The organism is Actinoplanes sp. NPDC051343 (genome assembly GCF_044455125.1).
Lineage (GTDB): Bacteria > Actinomycetota > Actinomycetes > Mycobacteriales > Micromonosporaceae > Actinoplanes.
On record NZ_JBITEL010000001.1, the window covers coordinates 1,173,089 to 1,191,709 of the forward strand.

The following is an 18,621-nucleotide window of genomic DNA, read 5'->3' on the forward strand; positions in this document are numbered from 1 at the left end:
CCTGTCAGGGGCGATTATGCCGACCGCTCCTTTCAACTGTCACGGCGATGAGATCAGGCCGACAGGGGCTGGGCGTCCGCGCGTACCGGCGCCGGCAGGTTGCCGTCGGCACCCAGGTAGTCGTGGATCGCGGCGGCGGCGGCCCGGCCCTCGGCGATCGCCCAGACGATCAGCGAGGCACCGCGGTGCATGTCGCCGGCGACGAAGACGCCGTCGGCCGCGGTCTGCCAGGTCTTGTCGGCGTCGAGCGCGCCCCGCCGGTTGCGGGTCAGCCCGAACTGGTCGAGGAACGGCTGCTGCTCGGTGCCCTCGAAGCCGATCGCGAGCAGCACCAGGTCGGCCCGCAGGTCGCGCTCCGAGCCCGGGGTGATCGTGACCGTGCGGACACCGTCGACCCGCTCGACGACCACGTCGGCGACCCGGACCGCGGTGACGTTGCCGGCGTCGTCGCCGACGAACTCCTGGACGGCCACGCCGAAGACGCGGTCGCCGCCCTCCTCGTGGGCCGGGTAGTTGCGCAGGATGACCGGCCAGGTCGGCCACGGGTGCAGCGCGTCGACCCGGACCTCGGACGGCAGCGGGTACTGGTCGAGCTGGATCACGTTGGCCGCGCCCTGCCGGTGGGCCACGCCCAGGCAGTCGGCACCGGTGTCGCCGCCGCCGATGATCACCACGTGCTTGCCCGCGGCGTCGATCGGCGTCGTGTCCGAAAGGCCCGCGACGACCCGGTTGGCCGGCACCAGGTGTTCCATCGCCAGGTGCACGCCGTTGAGATCGCGGCCCGGGGTCGACGTGGCGTCGCGGCCGGCGAGCGCGCCCGCCGCCAGCAGCACCGCATCGAACCGCTCGCGCAGGTCGTCGGCGGTCACGTCGGTGCCCACGTCGACGCCGGTCTCGAAGACGACGCCCTCGGCGATCATCTGCTCGAGCCGGGCATCCACCACGTGCTTCTCGATCTTGAAGTCGGGGATGCCGTAGCGGAGCAGGCCGCCGATCCGGTCGTCCCGCTCGAAGACGGTAACCGCGTGACCGGCCCGGGCCAGCTGCTGAGCGGCGGCCAGGCCGGCCGGGCCCGAGCCGACGACCGCGACCCGCTTGCCGGACTGCACTCCGGCGGGCTGCGGGCGTACGTAACCCAGCGCGAACGCGTGGTTGGCGATCTCGACCTCGACCTGCTTGATCGTGACCGGGTCATCGGCGATGCCGAGGACGCAGGCCGCCTCGCAGGGCGCCGGGCAGAGCCGCCCGGTGAACTCCGGGAAGTTGTTGGTCGCGTGCAGCGCCTCGGCCGCCGCGCCCCACGCGCCGGTGCGGACCAGATCGTTCCAGTCCGGGATGCGGTTGCCGAGCGGGCAGCCCTCGTGGCAGAACGGGATGCCGCAGTCCATGCACCGGGTGGCCTGGTCGCGGATCAGCTCCTCGCCCGCGGGCGGGTAGACCTCGCGCCAGTCCCGGATGCGTACCGGCACCGGCCGCCGCTTGGGCAGCTGCCGCTCGTAGCGCAGGAAACCGTTCGGATCAGGCACCGTGACCTCCCATGACCGCCTCGTCGACGTCGCGACCGGCGGCTTCGGCGGTCCTGATCAGTTCCATCACGCGCTTGTAGTCGCGCGGCACCACCGCGGTGAAGCGCTCGGCCGCGGCCGGCCAGTCCTTGACCAGCCGCTCGGCCACCGCCGAACCGGTCTCGGTCAGGTGCTTCTCGACCAGGGTGTGCAGCCGTTCCTGCTCGTCGGCGGTCAGCGGGGCCAGGTCGACCAGCTCCGGGTTGACCCGGGTCGGCGACAGGTCGAGCACGAACGCCGTGCCCCCGCTCATGCCGGCCGCGAAGTTGCGCCCGGTCGGGCCGAGCACCACGACCGTGCCGCCGGTCATGTATTCGCAGCCGTGGTCGCCGACGCCCTCGACGACCGCGGTGGCGCCCGAGTTGCGGACCGCGAACCGCTCGCCGGCCCGGCCGCGCAGGAACAGCTCGCCGCTGGTCGCGCCGTAGAGGATCGTGTTGCCGGCGATGATGTTGTCCTCGGCCACGAACGGCGCGTCCTCGTCGGGCCGCACTACGACCCGGCCGCCGGACAGGCCCTTGGCGACGTAGTCGTTGGCGTCGCCGATCAGCCGCAGCGTGACCCCGCGGGGCAGGAACGCGCCGAACGACTGGCCGCCGGTGCCCCGCAGGGTGAAGACGATGGTGTCCTCGGGCAGGCCGGTGCCGCCGTAGCGCCGGGTGACCTCGCCACCCAGCATCGCCCCGACACTTCGCTGGTCGTTGCGGGCACCGAGCTCCGCGCGTACCTCATGGGCGTCGGCCAAGGCCGGCGCCGCAAGCTCGATGAGCTTGTTGTCGAGCGCCTTCTCGAGGCCGTGGTCCTGGTCCTGGGCCTTGCGCAGCGAGGCCCCCGGTGCGAGCTCGGGCACGAACAGAATCGGCGACAGGTCGAGACCGTGGGCCTTCCAGCGGTCGACCGCGGGACGCACGTCGAGCACCTCGGCGTGGCCGATCGCCTCGTCGATCGTGCGGAAGCCCAGCTCGGCCAGGTATTCACGGACCTCCTCGGCGAGGAAGAGGAAGAAGTTCTCCACGAACTCGGGCTTGCCGGTGAAGCGCTCGCGCAGCACCGGGTTCTGGGTGGCGATGCCGACCGGGCAGGTGTCGAGGTGACAAACCCTCATCATCACGCAGCCGCTGACGATCAGAGGAGCAGTGGCGAAGCCGAACTCCTCGGCGCCGAGGAGCGCGGCGATCACCACGTCGCGGCCGGTCTTGAGCTGGCCGTCGACCTGCACGGTGACCCGGTCGCGGAGCTTGTTGAGCAGCAGGGTCTGCTGCGCCTCGGCCAGACCGAGTTCCCACGGGGAACCGGCGTGCTTGAGCGAGTTGAGCGGGGACGCGCCGGTTCCGCCGTCGTGCCCGGAGATCAGGATCACGTCGGCCTTGAGCTTGGCCACGCCCGCGGCGACGGTGCCGACTCCGATCTCGGAGACGAGCTTGACGTGTACGCGGGAGCGCGGGTTGACCATCTTGAGGTCGTGGACCAGCTGGGCCAGGTCCTCGATCGAGTAGATGTCGTGGTGCGGCGGCGGCGAGATGAGCCCGACGCCCGGGGTGGCGTGCCGGGTCTTGGCGATCCACGGCCACACCTTGTTGCCGGGCAGCTGGCCGCCCTCGCCGGGCTTCGCGCCCTGCGCCATCTTGATCTGCAGGTCGTCGGCGTTGACCAGGTATTCACTGGTGACGCCGAAGCGGCCGGACGCGATCTGCTTGACCGCGGAGCGGCGCTGCGGGTCGTAGAGGCGGTCGGTGTCCTCGCCGCCCTCGCCGGTGTTCGACTTGCCGCCGAGGCGGTTCATCGCGATGGCCAGGGTCTCGTGGGACTCGGCGCTGATCGAGCCGTAGCTCATCGCGCCGGTGGCGAAGCGCTTGACGATGCTCTCGACCGGCTCGACCTCGTCGAGCGGGACCGGTTCCCTTTTCCTGAACCGGAACAGCCCGCGCAAAGAGCCAGCCTCGGCGGCCAGGTCGTCCACTTTCTCGGTGTATCGGCGGAAGACGTCGTACTGCTTCGAGCGCGTCGCGTGCTGGAGCAGGAAGACCGTCTCCGGGTTGAAGAGGTGGACCTCACCCTCGCGGCGCCACTGGTATTCGCCGCCGACCTCGAGCCGCCGGTGGGTGCGCTCGGCCGGATTGGCCGGGTACGCCTTCTCGTGACGGGTCTTCACCTCGGCGTGGATCTCGGCCAGGCCCGATCCGCCGATCCGCCCGCTCGTGCCGGCGAAGTAGCGCTGCAGCAGCTTGTTGTCGAGGCCGACCGCCTCGAACACCTGCGCCCCGCAGTACGACGAGACCGTCGAGATGCCCATCTTGGACATGATCTTGAGGACGCCCTTGCCGAGCGCCTTCACGTAGTTGCGCACCGCGGCCCGCGAGTCCATGCCGGCCAGCGGGCCGGTCGCGATCAGGTCGTCGACCGACTCGAACGCCAGGTACGGGTTGACCGCCGCCGCGCCGTAGCCGATCAGCACCGCCGCGTGGTGCACCTCGCGGCAGTCGCCGGACTCGACGACCAGCGCGACCTGGGTGCGGGTCTGCTCGCGCACCAGGTGCTGGTGGACGGCCGCGGTGAGCAGCAGTGACGGGATCGGGGCCAGACCGGCGTTGGAGTCGCGGTCGGACAGGACCAGGATGCGTACGCCGTCCTCGATCGCCTCCGACACGTGCCGGCAGATCTGGGTCAGGCGGGCCTGGATGCCGTCCGCGCCGTCGCGCAGCGGGTAGAGGCCGGACACCCGCACCGCCTTGAAGCCGGGCAGGTCACCGTCCTCGTCGATCGAGAGCAGCTTGGCCAGCTCGTCGTTGTCGATGATCGGGTAGGGCAGCACGACCTGGCGGCAGGACGCCGGGCCCGGGTCGAGCAGGTTGCCCTCCGGCCCGATCGTCGTCGACAGGCTGGTGACCAGTTCCTCGCGGATCGCGTCCAGCGGCGGGTTGGTGACCTGCGCGAACAGCTGGTGGAAGTAGTCGAACAGCAGCCGCGGCCGGGTCGACAGCGGCGAGATCGGCGTGTCGGTGCCCATCGAGCCGAGCGGCTCGGCGCCGGTGCGGGCCATCGGCGCGACCAGGATCTTGAGCTCTTCCTCGCTGTAACCGAACACCTGCTGGCGCCGGGTCACCGAGTCGTGGGTGTAGATGACGTGCTCGCGCGGCGGCAGGTCGTCGAGGTGGATCAGGCCGGCGTGCAGCCACTCGTCGTAGGGCTGCTCGGCGGCCAGCCGGGCCTTGATCTCGTCGTCGTGCACGATGCGGCCGGCCTCGGTGTCGACCAGGAACATCTTGCCCGGCTGCAGGCGGCCCTTGGCGACCACGGTGGCCGGGTCGAGGTCGAGCACGCCCGCCTCGCTGCCCAGCACGACCAGGCCGTCGCGGGTGTGCCACCAGCGCCCGGGTCGCAGGCCGTTGCGGTCGAGCACCGCGCCGATCATCGACCCGTCGGTGAACGCCACACTGGCCGGGCCGTCCCACGGCTCCATCAGGCTGGCGTGGAAGCGGTAGAAGGCGCGCCGCGCCGGCTCCATGCCCGGGTCGTTCTCCCAGGCCTCGGGAATCATCATCAGCACGGCGTGCGGCAGGCTGCGCCCGGCCAGGTGCAGCAGCTCGAGCACCTCGTCGAAGCTGGCCGAGTCGGACGCCTCCGGCGTGTTGATCGGGAACAGCCGCTTGATGCCGCCGGGCAGCACCTTCGACTTCAGCAGCGCCTCGCGGGCGGCCATCCAGTTCTTGTTGCCCCGGATCGTGTTGATCTCGCCGTTGTGCGCGATGAACCGGTAGGGATGGGCCAGCGGCCACGACGGGAAGGTGTTGGTCGAGAACCGGGAGTGCACCAGCGCGATCGCGCTCTCGACCCGCGCGTCGGTCAGATCGGGGAAGAACGCCGGCAGCTGGTCGGGCGTGAGCATGCCCTTGAAGGTGATCGTGCGCGAGGAGAGCGACGGGAAGTAGACCCCGACGCCGCGCTGCGACGACTCCCGCTCGGCCTGCTTGCGGATGGTGAACGCGACCCGGTCGAGTTCGATGCCGTGCAGCGGCGCGTCCTTCGGGCCGGCCGCCGAGCCGGTGAGCCGGTGCGCGGCCAGGAACACCTGCCGGATCACCGGGCGGGCCTCCTCGGCGGTCACGCCGAGGCCCTCCGGGCGTACCGGCACGTCGCGCCAGCCGAGCACCTCGCCGCCCTCGACCAGCGCGTACTTCTCGAAGATCTTGACCGCGCGGGCCTGCTCGGCCGCGTCGTTGGGCAGGAAGGCCAGGCCGGTCGCGTAGTAGCCGGGCTCGGGCAGATCGATCCCGGCGGCCGCGCGGTAGTACGCGTCGGGGATCTGGATCATGATGCCGGCGCCGTCGCCGGTGTTGTGCTCGGCGCCGCGGGCGCCCCGGTGGTCGAGACGGATCAGCGCCGACAGGCCCTTGGCGACCACATCGTGGGAACGCCGCCCGTAGAGGTCGGCCACGAAGGCCACACCGCAGGCGTCGCGCTCCGTCGTCGGGTCGTAAAGCCCCTGGGGGTGCGGATATGCCACCGGGCCTCCTGTCGTCACTGGTGTTTCACATCAAGGTCGGGACGACGTCGGCCCTGCAAAGTTCCTAGAGTCTACGGTAAGGGCTACCGATCTCCGCCAGTTCGGGTTGATCACACCTCGGGGCGGGAATGCCGTGACGCCATCATCACCGTGATTGGGTAGTCTCGCGCGGTGGCGCAAGCGGATGTCGACGTCTTTGTCAGGCTCGAGCGTTTCTATGACGCCGTCCCCCGACCTTACGCAACGGTCGAGGATTTCGGTGGTCTCGTGCTCTTCATCCGCGATGGTGAGGGATGGCCCTATTACGCCCGCCCCCGGATCGGGGCGGAAACGCCGTCCGCCGCCGATATTACTGCGGTCCGCCGCCGCCAACGAGAGCTGGGCATTCCCGAGGCGTTCGAATGGGTCCACGAGACCACGCCCGATCTGCTCGCGGTCGCCCGCTCGGCCGGTCTCGACGTCCACCTCGCGCCGCTGCTGGTCCTCGACCCGGCCGCGTTGCTGCCCGAACTGCCGGTTCCGGGCGCCACCGTGCGGGTGCTCGACCCCCGGTCGCCGACCTTCGCCGACGACGTGGCCGCCTCCCGCGCGGTGTCCCGGCTCGCGTTCGGCGCACCGGCCAATGCGACGCCGCTCGAGGGCGCCACCTCGGGTTCCCTGGTCACGATGGACGCCGGCCCGGCCGAGCGCGACGCCGCCACGGTCGCCCTCCCGCCCGGCGAACTTCAACGGGTCCGGACCCACTCGGCCGGCACCGACTTCCTGACCGCGGTCGCCGACTCCCCGGCCGAGGGCATCCTGGCCACCGGCGGCATCCAGCGCGCGGGCGACATCTCCGAGGTGGTCGGGGTGGCCACCCTCCCCTCGGCCCGCAACCGCGGCTACGCCTCCCAACTCACCGCCACCCTGGCCCACCGCACCCTCGACACCGGGGCGACCACGGTCTTCCTCTCCGCGAGCGACGACGACGTGGCCCGCCTCTACACCCGGGTCGGTTTCCGGCGCATCGGCACGGCCTGCATCGCCGAACCGGCAGCCGCCGCCATCCAGGGCCTGGGTTAGGCCGGATTCCCGGCGACGGTCATCGAGGGGGCGGCCGCTTCGGCTTTCCCCGCCGACGGCCGGCGCACCTGCAGCACGACCGCCGACGAGAGCACGAGCAGGCCGCCCGCGAGCTGCACCGGCGTCAGCGTCTCGCCGAACGCCGCCGCGGCCAGCCCGGTCGTGACCACCGGCTCGAAGGTCGACAGGATCGCCGCGGCCGACGGGCTGGTCCGCCGCAGCCCGGCGAAGAACGCGAGCATCGCCACCACGGTCGAGACGACCGCGATGCAGGCGAGCCAGAACCATCCGGCCGCGCCGAAGCCCGGGCCGACCCCGCCGGTGAGCAGCGCCCGGCCGCCGAGCGACCCGGCCGCACCGGCCATCACCAGCGTCGACAGCACCAGCGGGGGCACCCGGTCGACGACGGTGTCGGCGACCAGGATGTACACGGTGTAGGTGACCGCGGCCCCGAACGCCATCAGCGCGCCGACCGGCCGGAACCCGGCCCCGCCCGCCCCGGCCAGCACCAGCAGCGTTCCGGCCGAGGCCGCCAGCAGCGCGAACAGACGCCGGCGGGTGAGCCGTTCCCGGCCCAGCAGCACCGCGCCCACGGTCACCAGGATCGGATAGGTGTAGAGGATCAGCGACAGCATCGACGCGTCCATCCGTTGCAGCGCCGAGAAGAAGAGGCTGGCCTGCGTCGCGTACCCGAAAGCACCGAGACCGATGGCAATCGCCATCGCCCGTCCGCCGATCTTCACCGGGACCCGCCGCGCGAGCAGCACCGCCCCGAGCAGCACGGCCGCCAGAGCGAAGCGGACCAGCACGAGGGCCGCCGACGAAACCCCGGCGTCGTAGGCGAGCTTGCCGAAGATCGCCATCGCACCGAAGCAGGCCGCCGAGACGAGACACAGAACCGCACCCATGAATCGAGCATCGGGCACGTGACCCGCCAGGTACAGCGATGATTCATGGAGCTGACTGGTTAGGATTCTCGAATGGATCTGCGGCGGCTGCGGTTCCTCCGCGAGTTCCAGGAGCGCGGCACCCTCGGCGCGGTCGCCGCCGCCCTGGCCTACAGCCCGTCGACCGTCTCCCAGCAGCTGGCCCTGCTCGAGAAGGAGGCCGGCACCAGACTCTTCGAGAAGGCGGGCCGCGGCGTACGCCTCAACGACGCCGGCCGGCTGCTCGCCGAACACGCCCGCGTCCTGCTGGCAGCCGCCGAGGCGGCCGAGGCCGACCTGGCCGCGCTGAGCGGCGACATCCGGGGCACCGTCCGCGCCGGCGGACTCCAGTCGGCCGCGCGGCGCCTGCTGATCCCGGCCCTCGCGGCGGTCACCGAGGCACACCCCCGGGTCCGAGTGGAAATCTCCGAACTCGAACTCGAACAGGCCCTGCCCGGCCTGCGGCTGGGCGCCGCCGACCTGGTCATCGGCGACGAATACGACGGGCACCCCCGCCCGCGCCCGGCCGGCCTCCGCTTCACCCGGCTGCTGGAGGAACCCCTCCGGCTGGTCCTGCCCGCGGCGCATCCGCTGGCCGGTTCGCCGGGCCCGGTCGCGATCAACGCACTGCGGGACGCCGTCTGGACCGCCTCGGCCGAAGGAACCGGCCACCACGCCATGGTCATCGGCACCTGCCGCGCCCTCGGCGGCTACGAACCCGACCTGCGCCACCGCTCCAACGACGCCGACGTCCAGCTCGAACTGGTCCGGGCCGGCGCCGCGGTCGCCCTCATGCCACCCCTGGCGATGCCGGCCCGCGACCCGGCACTGGCCATCCGCGACATCGCGGAGACGACCGTCCGCCGCCGCCTGGTCGCGGTCACCCGCGACACGCCCCCGGCGCCCGCGCTGACCGCCTTCCTCGCCGAGGTCTCGGCGCAGGCCGGGCGTTTCGGCCACGCTTCCTTCTGATACGGGAGCCCGGCCGCCCAGCCCGAGCCGTCGCCGTTACGTCTCCTCTACTTGGGGTGGTCCCTCTCCGAGAGTTTCCCACACGCCCACCGGCTGGTCCCTCTCCGAGCGTTTCCCGCACGCCCACCGGGTGGTCCCTCTTCGAGCGTTTCCCACACGCCCACCGGGTGGTCCCTCTTCGAACGTTTCCCGCACGCCCACCGGCTGGTCCCTCTTCGAGCGCTTCCCGCACGCCCACCGGCTGGTCGCCCTCTTCAGCGTTTTTCGAACGCCCGCCGGGTGGTCAGTCCGGGGGCAGCCAGTCCGCCGTGTCGTGGGTGTGGCCGAGGATGCGGGGACGCATGTGGTTGAGGGCGGCGTCGCGGGCCCGCAACGCAAGGCGGCCGCGGGCCTGCACCACCGCCGACATGCGGCGGGTCTGGCGGACGACGCTGGTCGTGCGGGGCCGACGCGTACGGCTGTACGCCTCGATCGCCGCGACGAGGCCGGGACCCGGCTCGGCGCCGGCCACGAGCGAGCGCAGGGTGGCCGCGTCCTCGAAGGCCAGGCACGCGCCCTGGCCCAGGTGGTGCGGCATGGCGTGGGCCGCGTCGCCGAGCAGCACCACGCCGCCGGTGCCGGAGGCGAAACCGTAGGCCCGCGGGAGCGGGCGCAGCTCGCGGACCTCCTGCGGGATCAGGTCGGACGGCTCGGTGGCGGCCAGCAGGTCGCCGATCGGGGCGTGCCACCCGGCGAACCAGCGCCGCAACAAGGCCAGCTGGGTCGCCGCCGACTCCGGCCGGGAGGCGCCCGCAGCAGTCGCGACCCAGTAGGCACCGCCCCGGCGGCCGCCGAGCGGGATCGAGATGAACCGGTAGCCGGCACCCAGGGTCTCGCCGCCGGCGTCGAGCCGAGGTGCGCGGTACGCCGGAATCACCGCCTGCCAGGCCGCGAAGCCGGAACCGACCGCGACCGCCTCGGGTGCCAGCGCACGGCGGAGCGGGCTGTCGATGCCGTCGGCGGCCACCACCAGGTCGGCCTCGATCATCGTGCGGCCGTCGCCGACCACCGGGCGCTGGCGCGGACCCGTGCGCAGCGTCGTGACCGCGAAACCGGTACGGATCTGCACCAGGTCGCCCAGACCGGCGACCAGCGTGTCGTACAGGTCCTCGAGATGGACCACCACCGGGGCCGGACCGGCACCGGCCCGGGCCCGCGGCGCGACCACCCACTGCCCGTCGGGGCGGCGGACCCCGCCGTCGGGCAGCGGCGAAGCAATCGCCGACCAGCCGCCGTCCGGGTCGAGGGACTCCAGGGCGCGGCGGCCGTTCGACCAGAGCACCAGCGCGGTCGGGGGCGCCGCCACCCGCTCACCGCGTTCGAGAACCGTCACCTGCCAGCCGGACCGGGCCAGCCCGCCGGCCGCCGCCAAGCCGGCCATGCCGGCGCCCACCACCACGGCCGTGCGCACGCCCGCCCGCCTCTCGCCGCGGCCCGGCCGTCAGTGGTCTTCGCCGGAATCGCCGTCGCCGCCCTCGGGGGCGGCCGCCGACTTGCCGGCGGCGGCCCCGGTGGACAACACGGCCGCGCCGATGCCGGCCGGGCCGGCCGGGTCTTCCGGGTCCTTCGGGTGACCGCCCGCGGCGATCTCGAGCTCCACGTCCTCCGGGGTGTCGGGCGGCAGGATGCCGGTGCGCCGGTAAGCCTCGAAACGGGCCTCGCTCACCACCTGGTAGGACTTGGGGGCCCGGGCCGGCTCGCTGCCCGCGTCGGCCACGTCGACCGGGGAGACGTCGCTCGCGGCGACCGGCTCCGGCTCGGTCTCCGGCGCGTCCTCCGGCACGACGTAGGCGCGCGGCCCCTTGACCACGAGGAAGTAGATCAGGCCGCCCAGGAACACGATCGCCGCCGTGAACACGTTGAGGCGGATGCCGAAGAACTTGTTGGCCTCGTCGTCGCGCAGCATCTCGATCCAGAAGCGGCCGGCCGTGTAGGCCATCACATAGATCGCGAACGCCCGCCCGCGGCCGAACTTGTATTTCCGGTCGAGCAGCCAGACCAGCAGGCCGACGCCGAGATCCCAGAGCAGCTCGTAGAGGAACGTCGGATGGTAGAGCCCGGGCTTCACCGACGCCTTGCCGTCGAACGTCAGCGCGTGGCCGGGATCCTTGTCGCTCATGTCGTGCACCCGCAGGCCCCAGGGCAGCGTGGTGAGCCGGCCGTACAGCTCGTTGTTGAACCAGTTGCCGAGCCGGCCGATCGCCTGGGCCACCGGCAGACCGGGGGCGAGCGAGTCGGCGAGCACCGACAGCGGCAGGCCGAGCTGCCGGGCCGCCAGCCAGGCGCCGAACGCGCCACCGGCCACCGCACCCCAGATGCCGAGGCCGCCCTCCCAGATATAGAGCGCCTTGATCGGGTCACCGCCGGAACCGAAGTAGTCCTGCGGCGAGGTGATCAGGTGGTAGATGCGCGCCCCGACGATGCCGAACGGCACCGCCCACACCGCGATGTCGAGCGAAGCCCACGGCGCGACACCCCGGGCCCGCAGGCGACGCTCCATGATCAGCACGGCGGCGACGATGCCCAGGACGATGCAGATCGCGTACGCCCGGACGGGCAGGCCGAACACATGCCACACGGACGTTGAGGGGCTCGGGATGGCGGCGACAATCACGGAGCACACGCTACCGTCGTCGACCCTTGTGGGAGTTAACAGGGGCAGCTGTATTTGCTGGCTCCGCTTCGCTCCGCGAACGGTCGCCCCTTTAGGTCGGCGTCATGACACGGCTTTTTCTGCCGCCCGCAAAAACCGACGGACGACAGAAAAAGCCGGGCCATGACGCCGACGGGCGACCGCTCAACCATGCCGTGGGTCGCGGCGGGCTCAGTCCACGCCGACGGGCGACCGCTCAACCATGCCGTGGGTCGCGGCGGGCTCAGTCCACGCCGACGGGCGACCGCTCGACCACGCCGACGGGCGCGATGAGCTCAGTCCGCGCTGGTGGGGCGCTAGAGGTTGCGGACTCCCTTGGCTAGTTCGGTGGTCAGGGTGCGTAGCCGGGACAAGCCTGTGGGGCGGTCGGGGGCCTCCAGGACGCAGCGGATCAGGGCGCTGCCGACGATGACGCCGTCGGCGAACGAGGCGACCTCGGCGGCCTGGGCGCCGTTGCCTACGCCCAGGCCGACGCCGACCGGCATCTGCGGGTCGGCGTGGCGTACCCGGTCGACCAGTTCGGGCGCCTGCGAGGAGACCGTCTTGCGGGCGCCGGTGACGCCCATCAGCGCGGTTGCGTAGACGAAGCCGCGGCAGTTGGCCACGGTCATCGCGATCCGCTCGTCGGTCGACGACGGCGAGACCAGGAACGTGCGGTCGATGCGGTGCTCGTCGGCGGCGGCGATCCACTCCGCCGCCTCGTCCGGGATCAGGTCCGGGGTGATCATGCCGGTGGCGCCGGCCGCGGCGAGGTCGCGGGCGAACGCGTTCACGCCGTACTTCTCGATCGGGTTCCAGTACGTCATCAGCACGACCGACGCCCCGGCCGACGCGACCGCGTCGATGATCCGCAGCGTGTCGCGGGTGCGCACGCCGCCGGCCAGCGCGATGTCGCTCGCCTTCTGGATCACCGGTCCGTCCATCACCGGGTCGGAGTACGGCAGTTCGACCTCGATGACGTCGCAGCCGGCCTCGTGCATCGCGATCATCGACGCGATGCTGTCGTCGACCGTCGGGAACCCGGCCGGCATGCAGCCGATCAGCACCGCCCGGTTTTCCGCCCGCGCCTTGCCGAAGACCGCTGAAATGCTCACTCTTGCTCTCCCGGCACCAGCGTCTCGACCGAGTCGAGGATCCCGAAGTAGGCGCCCGCGGTGTGCACGTCCTTGTCGCCGCGCCCGGACAGGTTGATCACGATCGTCGGCGTGCGCCCCAGCTCCTCGCGCAGCATCGGGACGATCTTTGCCGCGCCGGCCAGCGCGTGCGCGCTCTCGATCGCCGGGATGATGCCTTCGGTGCGGCAGAGCAGCTGGAACGCGGCCATCGCCTCGTCGTCGGTGACCGGCGAGTACGTCGCGCGGCCGGTGTCGTGCAGCCACGCGTGCTCGGGGCCGACGCCCGGGTAGTCGAGCCCGGCCGAGATCGAGTGCGACTCGATGGTCTGGCCGTCGTCGTCCTGCAGCACGTACGTCCGGGCTCCGTGCAGGACCCCCGCCGAGCCGCCGGTGATCGACGCGGCGTGCCGGCCGGTTTCGATGCCGTCACCGCCGGCTTCGAAGCCGAACAGCTGGACGTCTTCGTCGCCGACGAACGCGTGGAAGATGCCGATCGCGTTGGACCCGCCGCCCACGCAGGCGGCGACCGCGTCCGGGAGGCGCCCGAGCTGATCGAGACATTGCGCACGCGCCTCGACGCCGATGCCGCCCACGAAGTCGCGCACGATCTCCGGGAACGGGTGCGGGCCGGCCGCCGTGCCGAGCAGGTAGTGCGTGGTGTCGACGCTGGCCACCCAGTCGCGGAGCGCCTCGTTGAGGGCGTCCTTGAGCGTGCGGGAACCGTTGGTCACCGGCACCACGGTCGCGCCGAGCATGCGCATGCGGGCGACGTTGAGCGCCTGCCGCTCGGTGTCGGTCTCACCCATGTAGACCACGCACTCGAGGTCGAGCAGGGCGGCCGCGGTCGCGCTGGCCACGCCGTGCTGGCCGGCCCCGGTCTCGGCGATCACCCGGGGCTTGCCCATGCGCTTGGCGAGCAGGGCCTGACCGAGCACGTTGCGCACCTTGTGGGCGCCGGTGTGGTTGAGGTCTTCCCGCTTGAGCAGGATCTCGGCGCCCAGCCGAGCGGACAGCCGCCGGGCCGGGTAGAGGAGCGACGGCGTGCCCGCATAGTTGCGCAGCAGGTCGCGGAACTGGTCCTGGAACGCCGGGTCGACCTTGGCCGACCGGTAGGCCGCCTCGAGCTCGTCGAGCGCGCGAATCAGCGCTTCCGGGACGAAACGGCCACCGTAGCGCCCGAAATGTCCGGCTAGATCGGGAAGAACCGTCATCGCACCGGCCTCGGGGTCGCGGGATGGTTGCCGGCGTTGACCAGCTCGGCCACCGCGTCGCGCGGCGACTTCTGGGTCACCAGGCCCTCGCCGACCAGCACCGCGTCGGCACCGGCCGACGCGTACCGGATCAGGTCGTGCGGACCCCGCACGCCCGACTCGGCGATCTTGACGACGTTGTTGGGCAGGCCCGGCGCGATCCGGTCGAAGACGCCCCGGTCGACCTCGAGCGTCCGCAAGTCACGGGCGTTCACCCCGATGACCTTCGCGTTCGCCTCCAGTGCCCGGTCGGCCTCTTCCTCGTTGTGCACCTCGACCAGAGCCGTCATGCCCAGCGACTCGACCCGCTCAAGGAGGCCCATCAGAACGTTCTGCTCCAGCGCCGCCACGATCAGCAGCACCAGGTCGGCACCGTGCGCGCGCGCCTCGTGGATCTGATAGCTGGAAACGACGAAGTCCTTGCGGAGGACCGGGATCTGAACGGCGGCCCGCACCGCCTTGAGGTCGTCGAGGGAACCACCGAACCACCGTCCCTCGGTGAGCACGCTGATGCATCGGGCGCCGCCCGCAGCGTATTCGCCGGCCAGGTCGGCCGGGTCGGGGATCTCGGCCAGTGCGCCCTTCGAGGGCGACGACCGTTTCACCTCGGCGATGACCGCCACGCCCGGCTTGCGGAGGGCGGCGTACGCGTCGAGAGCCGGCGGCGCCGCCGCGGCCAGTTCGCGTACCTGATCCAGCGGCACCTCGGCCTGCCGGATCGCCACGTCCTCGCGCACTCCGGCGAGGATCTCCTCCAGCACGTTCTGCGGCCGGCCACTGCCCGCTGACGCTTGCTGATCGGATGTCACGTAATGACTCCCCTCTCCGGGTGTCTCCGGCCCGATGCTAGGAGGTCGCGGTCGTTGCCGCCCGCCCGGGGTATGGCGAGCCGCACGAGGTGGGCTCAGGCATAATGCGCCCTGCTCACTTGATGTTGTCACGTCCGTCACAAGATCTTCAGTGCCCGCCGGGCGTCTGTGCTGGGACACCTCATCTGATCGGTGGACCCCCACGGCACGTTGACCAGGGCGTCACAGTCCGGAAACGCGACTCCACGACACTGGCGGCAGGGCACAATCGTTCCCGGCGCCGCGCAAGCAGCGCCTGATAGCCGAGCATCGATCGTGGAGTTCACCGTGGCCTTTCCGACCGCACCGACCGCACCGGCCGAGCAGGCCGGCTTCGCCGCCGTCTCCCGCGCCGTCGTGTCCGCCGCCGCCGATCTAGTGACCGGCGTGCAGCGGGCCGTCGTCGGCCCGACCAACATCCGCACCGCCCGCGACAACGCGTGGGACGCCATCCTCGCCGACCGGGCGCGCAACGCGGCCCGCGACGAGCTCACCCGCGAAGTGACGGCAATGCTTTCCCGCTCCCGCTGAGCGGTTCCTCCGGTACGCGGAGGAGCCGCGCCCGGCCGCAGCCCGCGGCGCCCCGCGAAGATCGGTTACCCCGATCGGCGGTAAAAGATCATCCGGTCGGGTCGTCGCCGCGGTCCAGCGCATCCCAGGCCGTGCGGTGGTCGGCCGGAGCAAGGTCGGGGTCCGAGGCCTTCTCCGCCGGGCTGTACTGCGAGGGCGCGACCGGCTTGCGGTCGTAACGGGCCGACATCGTGGGCCAGCCGGCCCCGAAACGGGCCGCCGTCACGCCGCCCGCGGCGATGATCACCCCGCCGAGCACGCACAGAACGGGCCAGACCGTCGAGCCCGCGCCGGCCGCGCCCGGGTCGACGCCCACCCGGCCGATCACCGCGCCGACCGCCACTCCCGCGCCGGCCAGGGCCAGCAGCACGCCGAGCACCCGGCGCACGACACTCCGGGTCGCCAGCAAGGCCCCGGTGCCGGCCAGCGCGACCAGGGCCAGCCCGATCACCCACGGCGAGGCGTCGGTGCCGGTGCGGGCCGTACGCAGGTCGGACATGCCGGTTCGCGGAGTCAGCTGAAGCGACCAGGTGCGCGTCACCGCGTACGCCGCAAGCACCGAACCCACCAAGCAGGCGGCGAGCGTCCAAGCGTAGGTCCGGCGGGTCTTCATCGGGCCGCGCGCAACGTCTCGGCCGAGGCTATCGCCGCCAGCACCGCCGCCGCCTTGTTGCGGGTCTCCTGCTCCTCGGACGCCGGATCGGAGTCGGCGACGATGCCGGCGCCGGCACCGACGTACGCGACCCCGCCCTTGATCAATGCAGTGCGGATGGCGATCGCCATGTCCATGTCGCCGGCGAAGCCGAAATAGCCGACCGTGCCGCCGTAGAGGCCGCGCCGGGTCGGCTCGAGGCTCTCGATGATCTCCATCGCACGGACCTTGGGTGCCCCCGACAGCGTGCCCGCCGGGAACGTCGCGGCCAGCGCGTCGAACGCCGTCCGGTCGTCACTGAGCTGGCCGACCACCGTCGAGACGATGTGCATGACATGGCTGTACCGCTCGATGCGCGCGAACTCCGGCACCTCGACCGTGCCCGGCGCGCACACCCGGCCCAGGTCGTTGCGGCCCAGGTCGACCAGCATCACGTGCTCGGAACGCTCCTTCGGGTCGGCCAGCAGGTCGGCGGCCAGGGCGTTGTCCTCCTCGGGCGTCTTGCCGCGCCAGCGGGTGCCGGCGATCGGGTGGAGCAGCGCCCGCCCTGAGGAGCTGACCTTCAGGTGGGCCTCGGGCGACGAGCCGACGATGTCGAAGTCGTCGAAGCGCAGGAGGTACATGTACGGGCTCGGGTTGGTCGCCCTCAGCACCCGGTAGACGTCCAGCGGGTCGGCGTCGGTCGGCCGCTCGAAACGCTGCCCGACGACGATCTGGAAGCACTCCCCGGCCCGGATCGCCTCCTTGGCCTCCTCGACCGCCTTCTGATATTGGCCGGGGGCGGTGCGGCTGACCGGCTCACCGGCCGGCACCCGGTCGACGGTCGAGATCATCGGCGGGGTGGGCCGCGACAGGGCGGTGGTCATCGCGTCGAGCCGGCCGACCGCGTGGTGATAGGCGGCGCGCTTCGCCAGCTCGTCGGCGTGTTCCGGCAGGATCGCGTTGGCGACCAGGAACGCCGAGCCGTCGTAGTGGTCGAGCACCACCAGGTCGGTCGCCAGCATCATGCCCAGCTCGGGCAGGAGCAGGTCGTCGGTGGTCCGGCTGGGCAGGCGCTCGAACCGGCGTACGAGGTCATAGGCCAGGTAACCCACCATGCCGCCGGTCAACGGCGGCATGCCCGCCGCTTCCGGCCCCTCGGCCAGAGCGGCCACCGTTTCCCGCAGGGCCACGACGGGGTCACCGTTCAGCGGTACGCCGTCCGGGGGCGAACCCAGCCAGGCCGCCTCGCCGTCCCGCTCGACCAGCGTGGCCGCGCTGCGGACCCCGACGAACGAATAGCGCGACCAGGCCGCACCGGACGGGCCCGCGCCCTGCTCGGCCGACTCGAGCAGGAAGGTGCCCGGGCCGCCGGCCAGTTTCGTGTAGACGCCGACCGGGGTCTCGCCGTCGGCCAGCAGCCGCCGCACCACCGGCACCACGCGCCGGGTGGAAGCCAGGAACGCCGCCTCGTCGGGCGTCACCACGCCGCTGGTCACCGGCTGACCTCCAGCTCGGTGTGGAAACAGGTGTGCTCGCCGGTGTGGCAGGCCGCGCCGACCTGCTCGACGGTGACCAGCAGCGCGTCGCCGTCACAGTCGAGCGCCACCGCCCTGACGTATTGATGGTGACCCGAGGTCGCGCCCTTCACCCAGTATTCCCGGCGGCTGCGCGACCAGTACGTCGCCCGGCCGGTGGTCAGCGTGCGATGCAGGGCCTCGTCGTCCATCCAGGCGAGCATCAGCACGTCGCCGCTCCCGTGCTCGCGCACGATGGCGGCGACCAGGCCGTCGTCGGTGCGCTTGAGGCGGGCGGCGACGGCAGGGTCGAGAGTCGGTGATTCGGGCACCCACCGATTCTCCCCCACCCGCGCGGCGGCGCTCAGCAGGCCGGGCCCGGCCCACGATCCGGTCACAGGGGATGTGCCCGGACGCCGGGGAAGGTACCGTCGTCGGGTGCTGCGCCCTGGCCTGGGGCGCGGTCACCGCTCCCGCCGGGGTCAGCACGATTTCAGGCGGGTTGCGCCTGCCTCGCGACGGGAGTCGAAGACCGATGGATCCGACGTCCAGCCCCGACAACGCCCGATCGGCGCGTGGCCAGTCGCACCCCCGGCCCGACCTCGACGATGCCGCCGAGGGCACCCTTCCGGGTGAAGCCGAGATCGTCGCTCTCGAGTTCAGCCTCCCCCCGGCGTACGCGGAAGCCGTGACCGGTGTGACCCCGCCGGGCGTCCGGCCCGTCCCGCCGTACGCACCGTTCGCCTCGGCCCGCGGGCCGCAGCCGCCCTCCTCGTCCTCGCCCGACCCGTCCTCGCCCGACCCCTCCCCGGCCGGCCGGCCGGCCTCCGGCGGACCGCCTTCGGGCGGCCCCGCTCGCGGCGGTCGCAAGCAGCCGTTCGGGCCCCGCCCAGGCAGCGATGCCGGTCACGCCCGGCCCTCGGAGGCCGACGCCGCAGAGTCCCCGCAGGCCACCCCTTGGCAGCGGGA

14 protein-coding genes are annotated in these 18,621 nt (G+C 72.2%); 3 read left to right on the forward strand and 11 right to left on the reverse strand.

The window, feature by feature from the left end; all coding sequences use genetic code 11:
• Positions 1-53: 53 nt before the first annotated feature.
• Positions 54-1,526: a glutamate synthase subunit beta gene (locus ACIA5C_RS05255; protein WP_396051440.1), complete on the reverse strand. Its 1,473-nt coding sequence runs from the start codon at positions 1,524-1,526 to the stop codon at positions 54-56.
• A complete protein-coding gene (gene gltB / locus ACIA5C_RS05260) occupies positions 1,519-6,069 on the reverse strand; it encodes a glutamate synthase large subunit (RefSeq protein ID WP_396051443.1) in 4,551 nt (1,516 codons plus the stop codon). The genes ACIA5C_RS05255 and gltB overlap by 8 nt, the downstream gene beginning before the upstream one ends.
• Before the next feature lie 171 nt (positions 6,070-6,240).
• Between gltB and ACIA5C_RS05265 the strand changes: the two genes are divergently transcribed.
• Entirely contained in the window at positions 6,241-7,131 is an 891-nt protein-coding gene (locus ACIA5C_RS05265; protein WP_396051444.1) for a GNAT family N-acetyltransferase, read from the forward strand.
• Here the strand turns inward: ACIA5C_RS05265 and ACIA5C_RS05270 are convergent.
• Complete coding sequence (locus ACIA5C_RS05270) at positions 7,128-8,039, reverse strand: DMT family transporter (protein WP_396051445.1); 912 nt, start codon at positions 8,037-8,039, stop codon at positions 7,128-7,130. The genes ACIA5C_RS05265 and ACIA5C_RS05270 overlap by 4 nt on opposite strands.
• Positions 8,040-8,111: 72 nt before the next feature.
• On the opposite strand from ACIA5C_RS05270, the gene ACIA5C_RS05275 reads away from it, so the two are divergent.
• Complete coding sequence (locus tag ACIA5C_RS05275) at positions 8,112-9,029, forward strand: LysR substrate-binding domain-containing protein (RefSeq protein WP_396051447.1); 918 nt, start codon at positions 8,112-8,114, stop codon at positions 9,027-9,029.
• A 283-nt stretch (positions 9,030-9,312) separates the two neighbouring features.
• Here the strand turns inward: ACIA5C_RS05275 and ACIA5C_RS05280 are convergent, their stop codons facing one another.
• From ACIA5C_RS05280 to trpC, 5 genes are all read right to left on the reverse strand, one after another.
• Positions 9,313-10,479 (reverse strand): FAD-dependent oxidoreductase, encoded by a 1,167-nt coding sequence (locus tag ACIA5C_RS05280; RefSeq protein WP_396051449.1) that lies wholly within the window; start codon positions 10,477-10,479, stop codon positions 9,313-9,315.
• A 30-nt stretch (positions 10,480-10,509) separates the two neighbouring features.
• Positions 10,510-11,682, reverse strand: coding sequence for a prolipoprotein diacylglyceryl transferase (gene lgt, locus ACIA5C_RS05285; RefSeq protein ID WP_396051451.1), 1,173 nt, complete (start codon positions 11,680-11,682; stop codon positions 10,510-10,512).
• 335 nt (positions 11,683-12,017) lie between these two features.
• The gene (gene trpA, locus ACIA5C_RS05290) at positions 12,018-12,815 is read right to left on the reverse strand and encodes a tryptophan synthase subunit alpha (protein WP_396051453.1); all 798 of its coding nucleotides are present in this window, start codon (positions 12,813-12,815) and stop codon (positions 12,018-12,020) included.
• Positions 12,812-14,047 (reverse strand): tryptophan synthase subunit beta, encoded by a 1,236-nt coding sequence (trpB, locus tag ACIA5C_RS05295; protein ID WP_396051455.1) that lies wholly within the window; start codon positions 14,045-14,047, stop codon positions 12,812-12,814. Before trpB ends, trpA begins: the two co-directional genes overlap by 4 nt.
• Positions 14,044-14,847 carry an indole-3-glycerol phosphate synthase TrpC gene (gene trpC, locus ACIA5C_RS05300; RefSeq protein WP_396052031.1) on the reverse strand — a complete coding sequence of 268 codons (804 nt, stop codon included), beginning with the start codon at positions 14,845-14,847 and terminating at the stop codon, positions 14,044-14,046. Before trpC ends, trpB begins: the two co-directional genes overlap by 4 nt.
• Before the next feature lie 363 nt (positions 14,848-15,210).
• Here trpC and ACIA5C_RS05305 point away from each other — a divergent pair, with 363 nt between their 5' ends.
• On the forward strand, positions 15,211-15,465 hold the full coding sequence (locus ACIA5C_RS05305) for a hypothetical protein (RefSeq protein ID WP_396051456.1): 255 nt from the start codon (positions 15,211-15,213) through the stop codon (positions 15,463-15,465).
• An 88-nt stretch (positions 15,466-15,553) separates the two neighbouring features.
• Here the strand turns inward: ACIA5C_RS05305 and ACIA5C_RS05310 are convergent, their stop codons facing one another.
• From ACIA5C_RS05310 to hisI, 3 genes are read right to left on the reverse strand one after another with little or no spacing between them, the layout of a single operon-like run.
• Positions 15,554-16,117, reverse strand: coding sequence for a Trp biosynthesis-associated membrane protein (locus ACIA5C_RS05310; RefSeq protein WP_396051458.1), 564 nt, complete (start codon positions 16,115-16,117; stop codon positions 15,554-15,556).
• Positions 16,114-17,634: an anthranilate synthase component I gene (locus ACIA5C_RS05315; protein ID WP_396051460.1), complete on the reverse strand. Its 1,521-nt coding sequence runs from the start codon at positions 17,632-17,634 to the stop codon at positions 16,114-16,116. Before ACIA5C_RS05315 ends, ACIA5C_RS05310 begins: the two co-directional genes overlap by 4 nt.
• Positions 17,631-17,984, reverse strand: coding sequence for a phosphoribosyl-AMP cyclohydrolase (gene hisI, locus ACIA5C_RS05320; protein WP_396051462.1), 354 nt, complete (start codon positions 17,982-17,984; stop codon positions 17,631-17,633). Before hisI ends, ACIA5C_RS05315 begins: the two co-directional genes overlap by 4 nt.
• Between the last annotated feature and the right edge of the window lie 637 nt (positions 17,985-18,621).

Coding starts and splice junctions, on each gene's coding strand:
- ACIA5C_RS05310 (WP_396051458.1), bottom strand. CDS start 16,117: ATGAAGACCCGCCGGACCTACGCTTGGACGCTCGCCGCCTGCTTGGTG.
- ACIA5C_RS05275 (WP_396051447.1), top strand. CDS start 8,112: ATGGATCTGCGGCGGCTGCGGTTCCTCCGCGAGTTCCAGGAGCGCGGC.
- ACIA5C_RS05270 (WP_396051445.1), bottom strand. CDS start 8,039: ATGGGTGCGGTTCTGTGTCTCGTCTCGGCGGCCTGCTTCGGTGCGATG.
- trpB (WP_396051455.1), bottom strand. CDS start 14,047: ATGACGGTTCTTCCCGATCTAGCCGGACATTTCGGGCGCTACGGTGGC.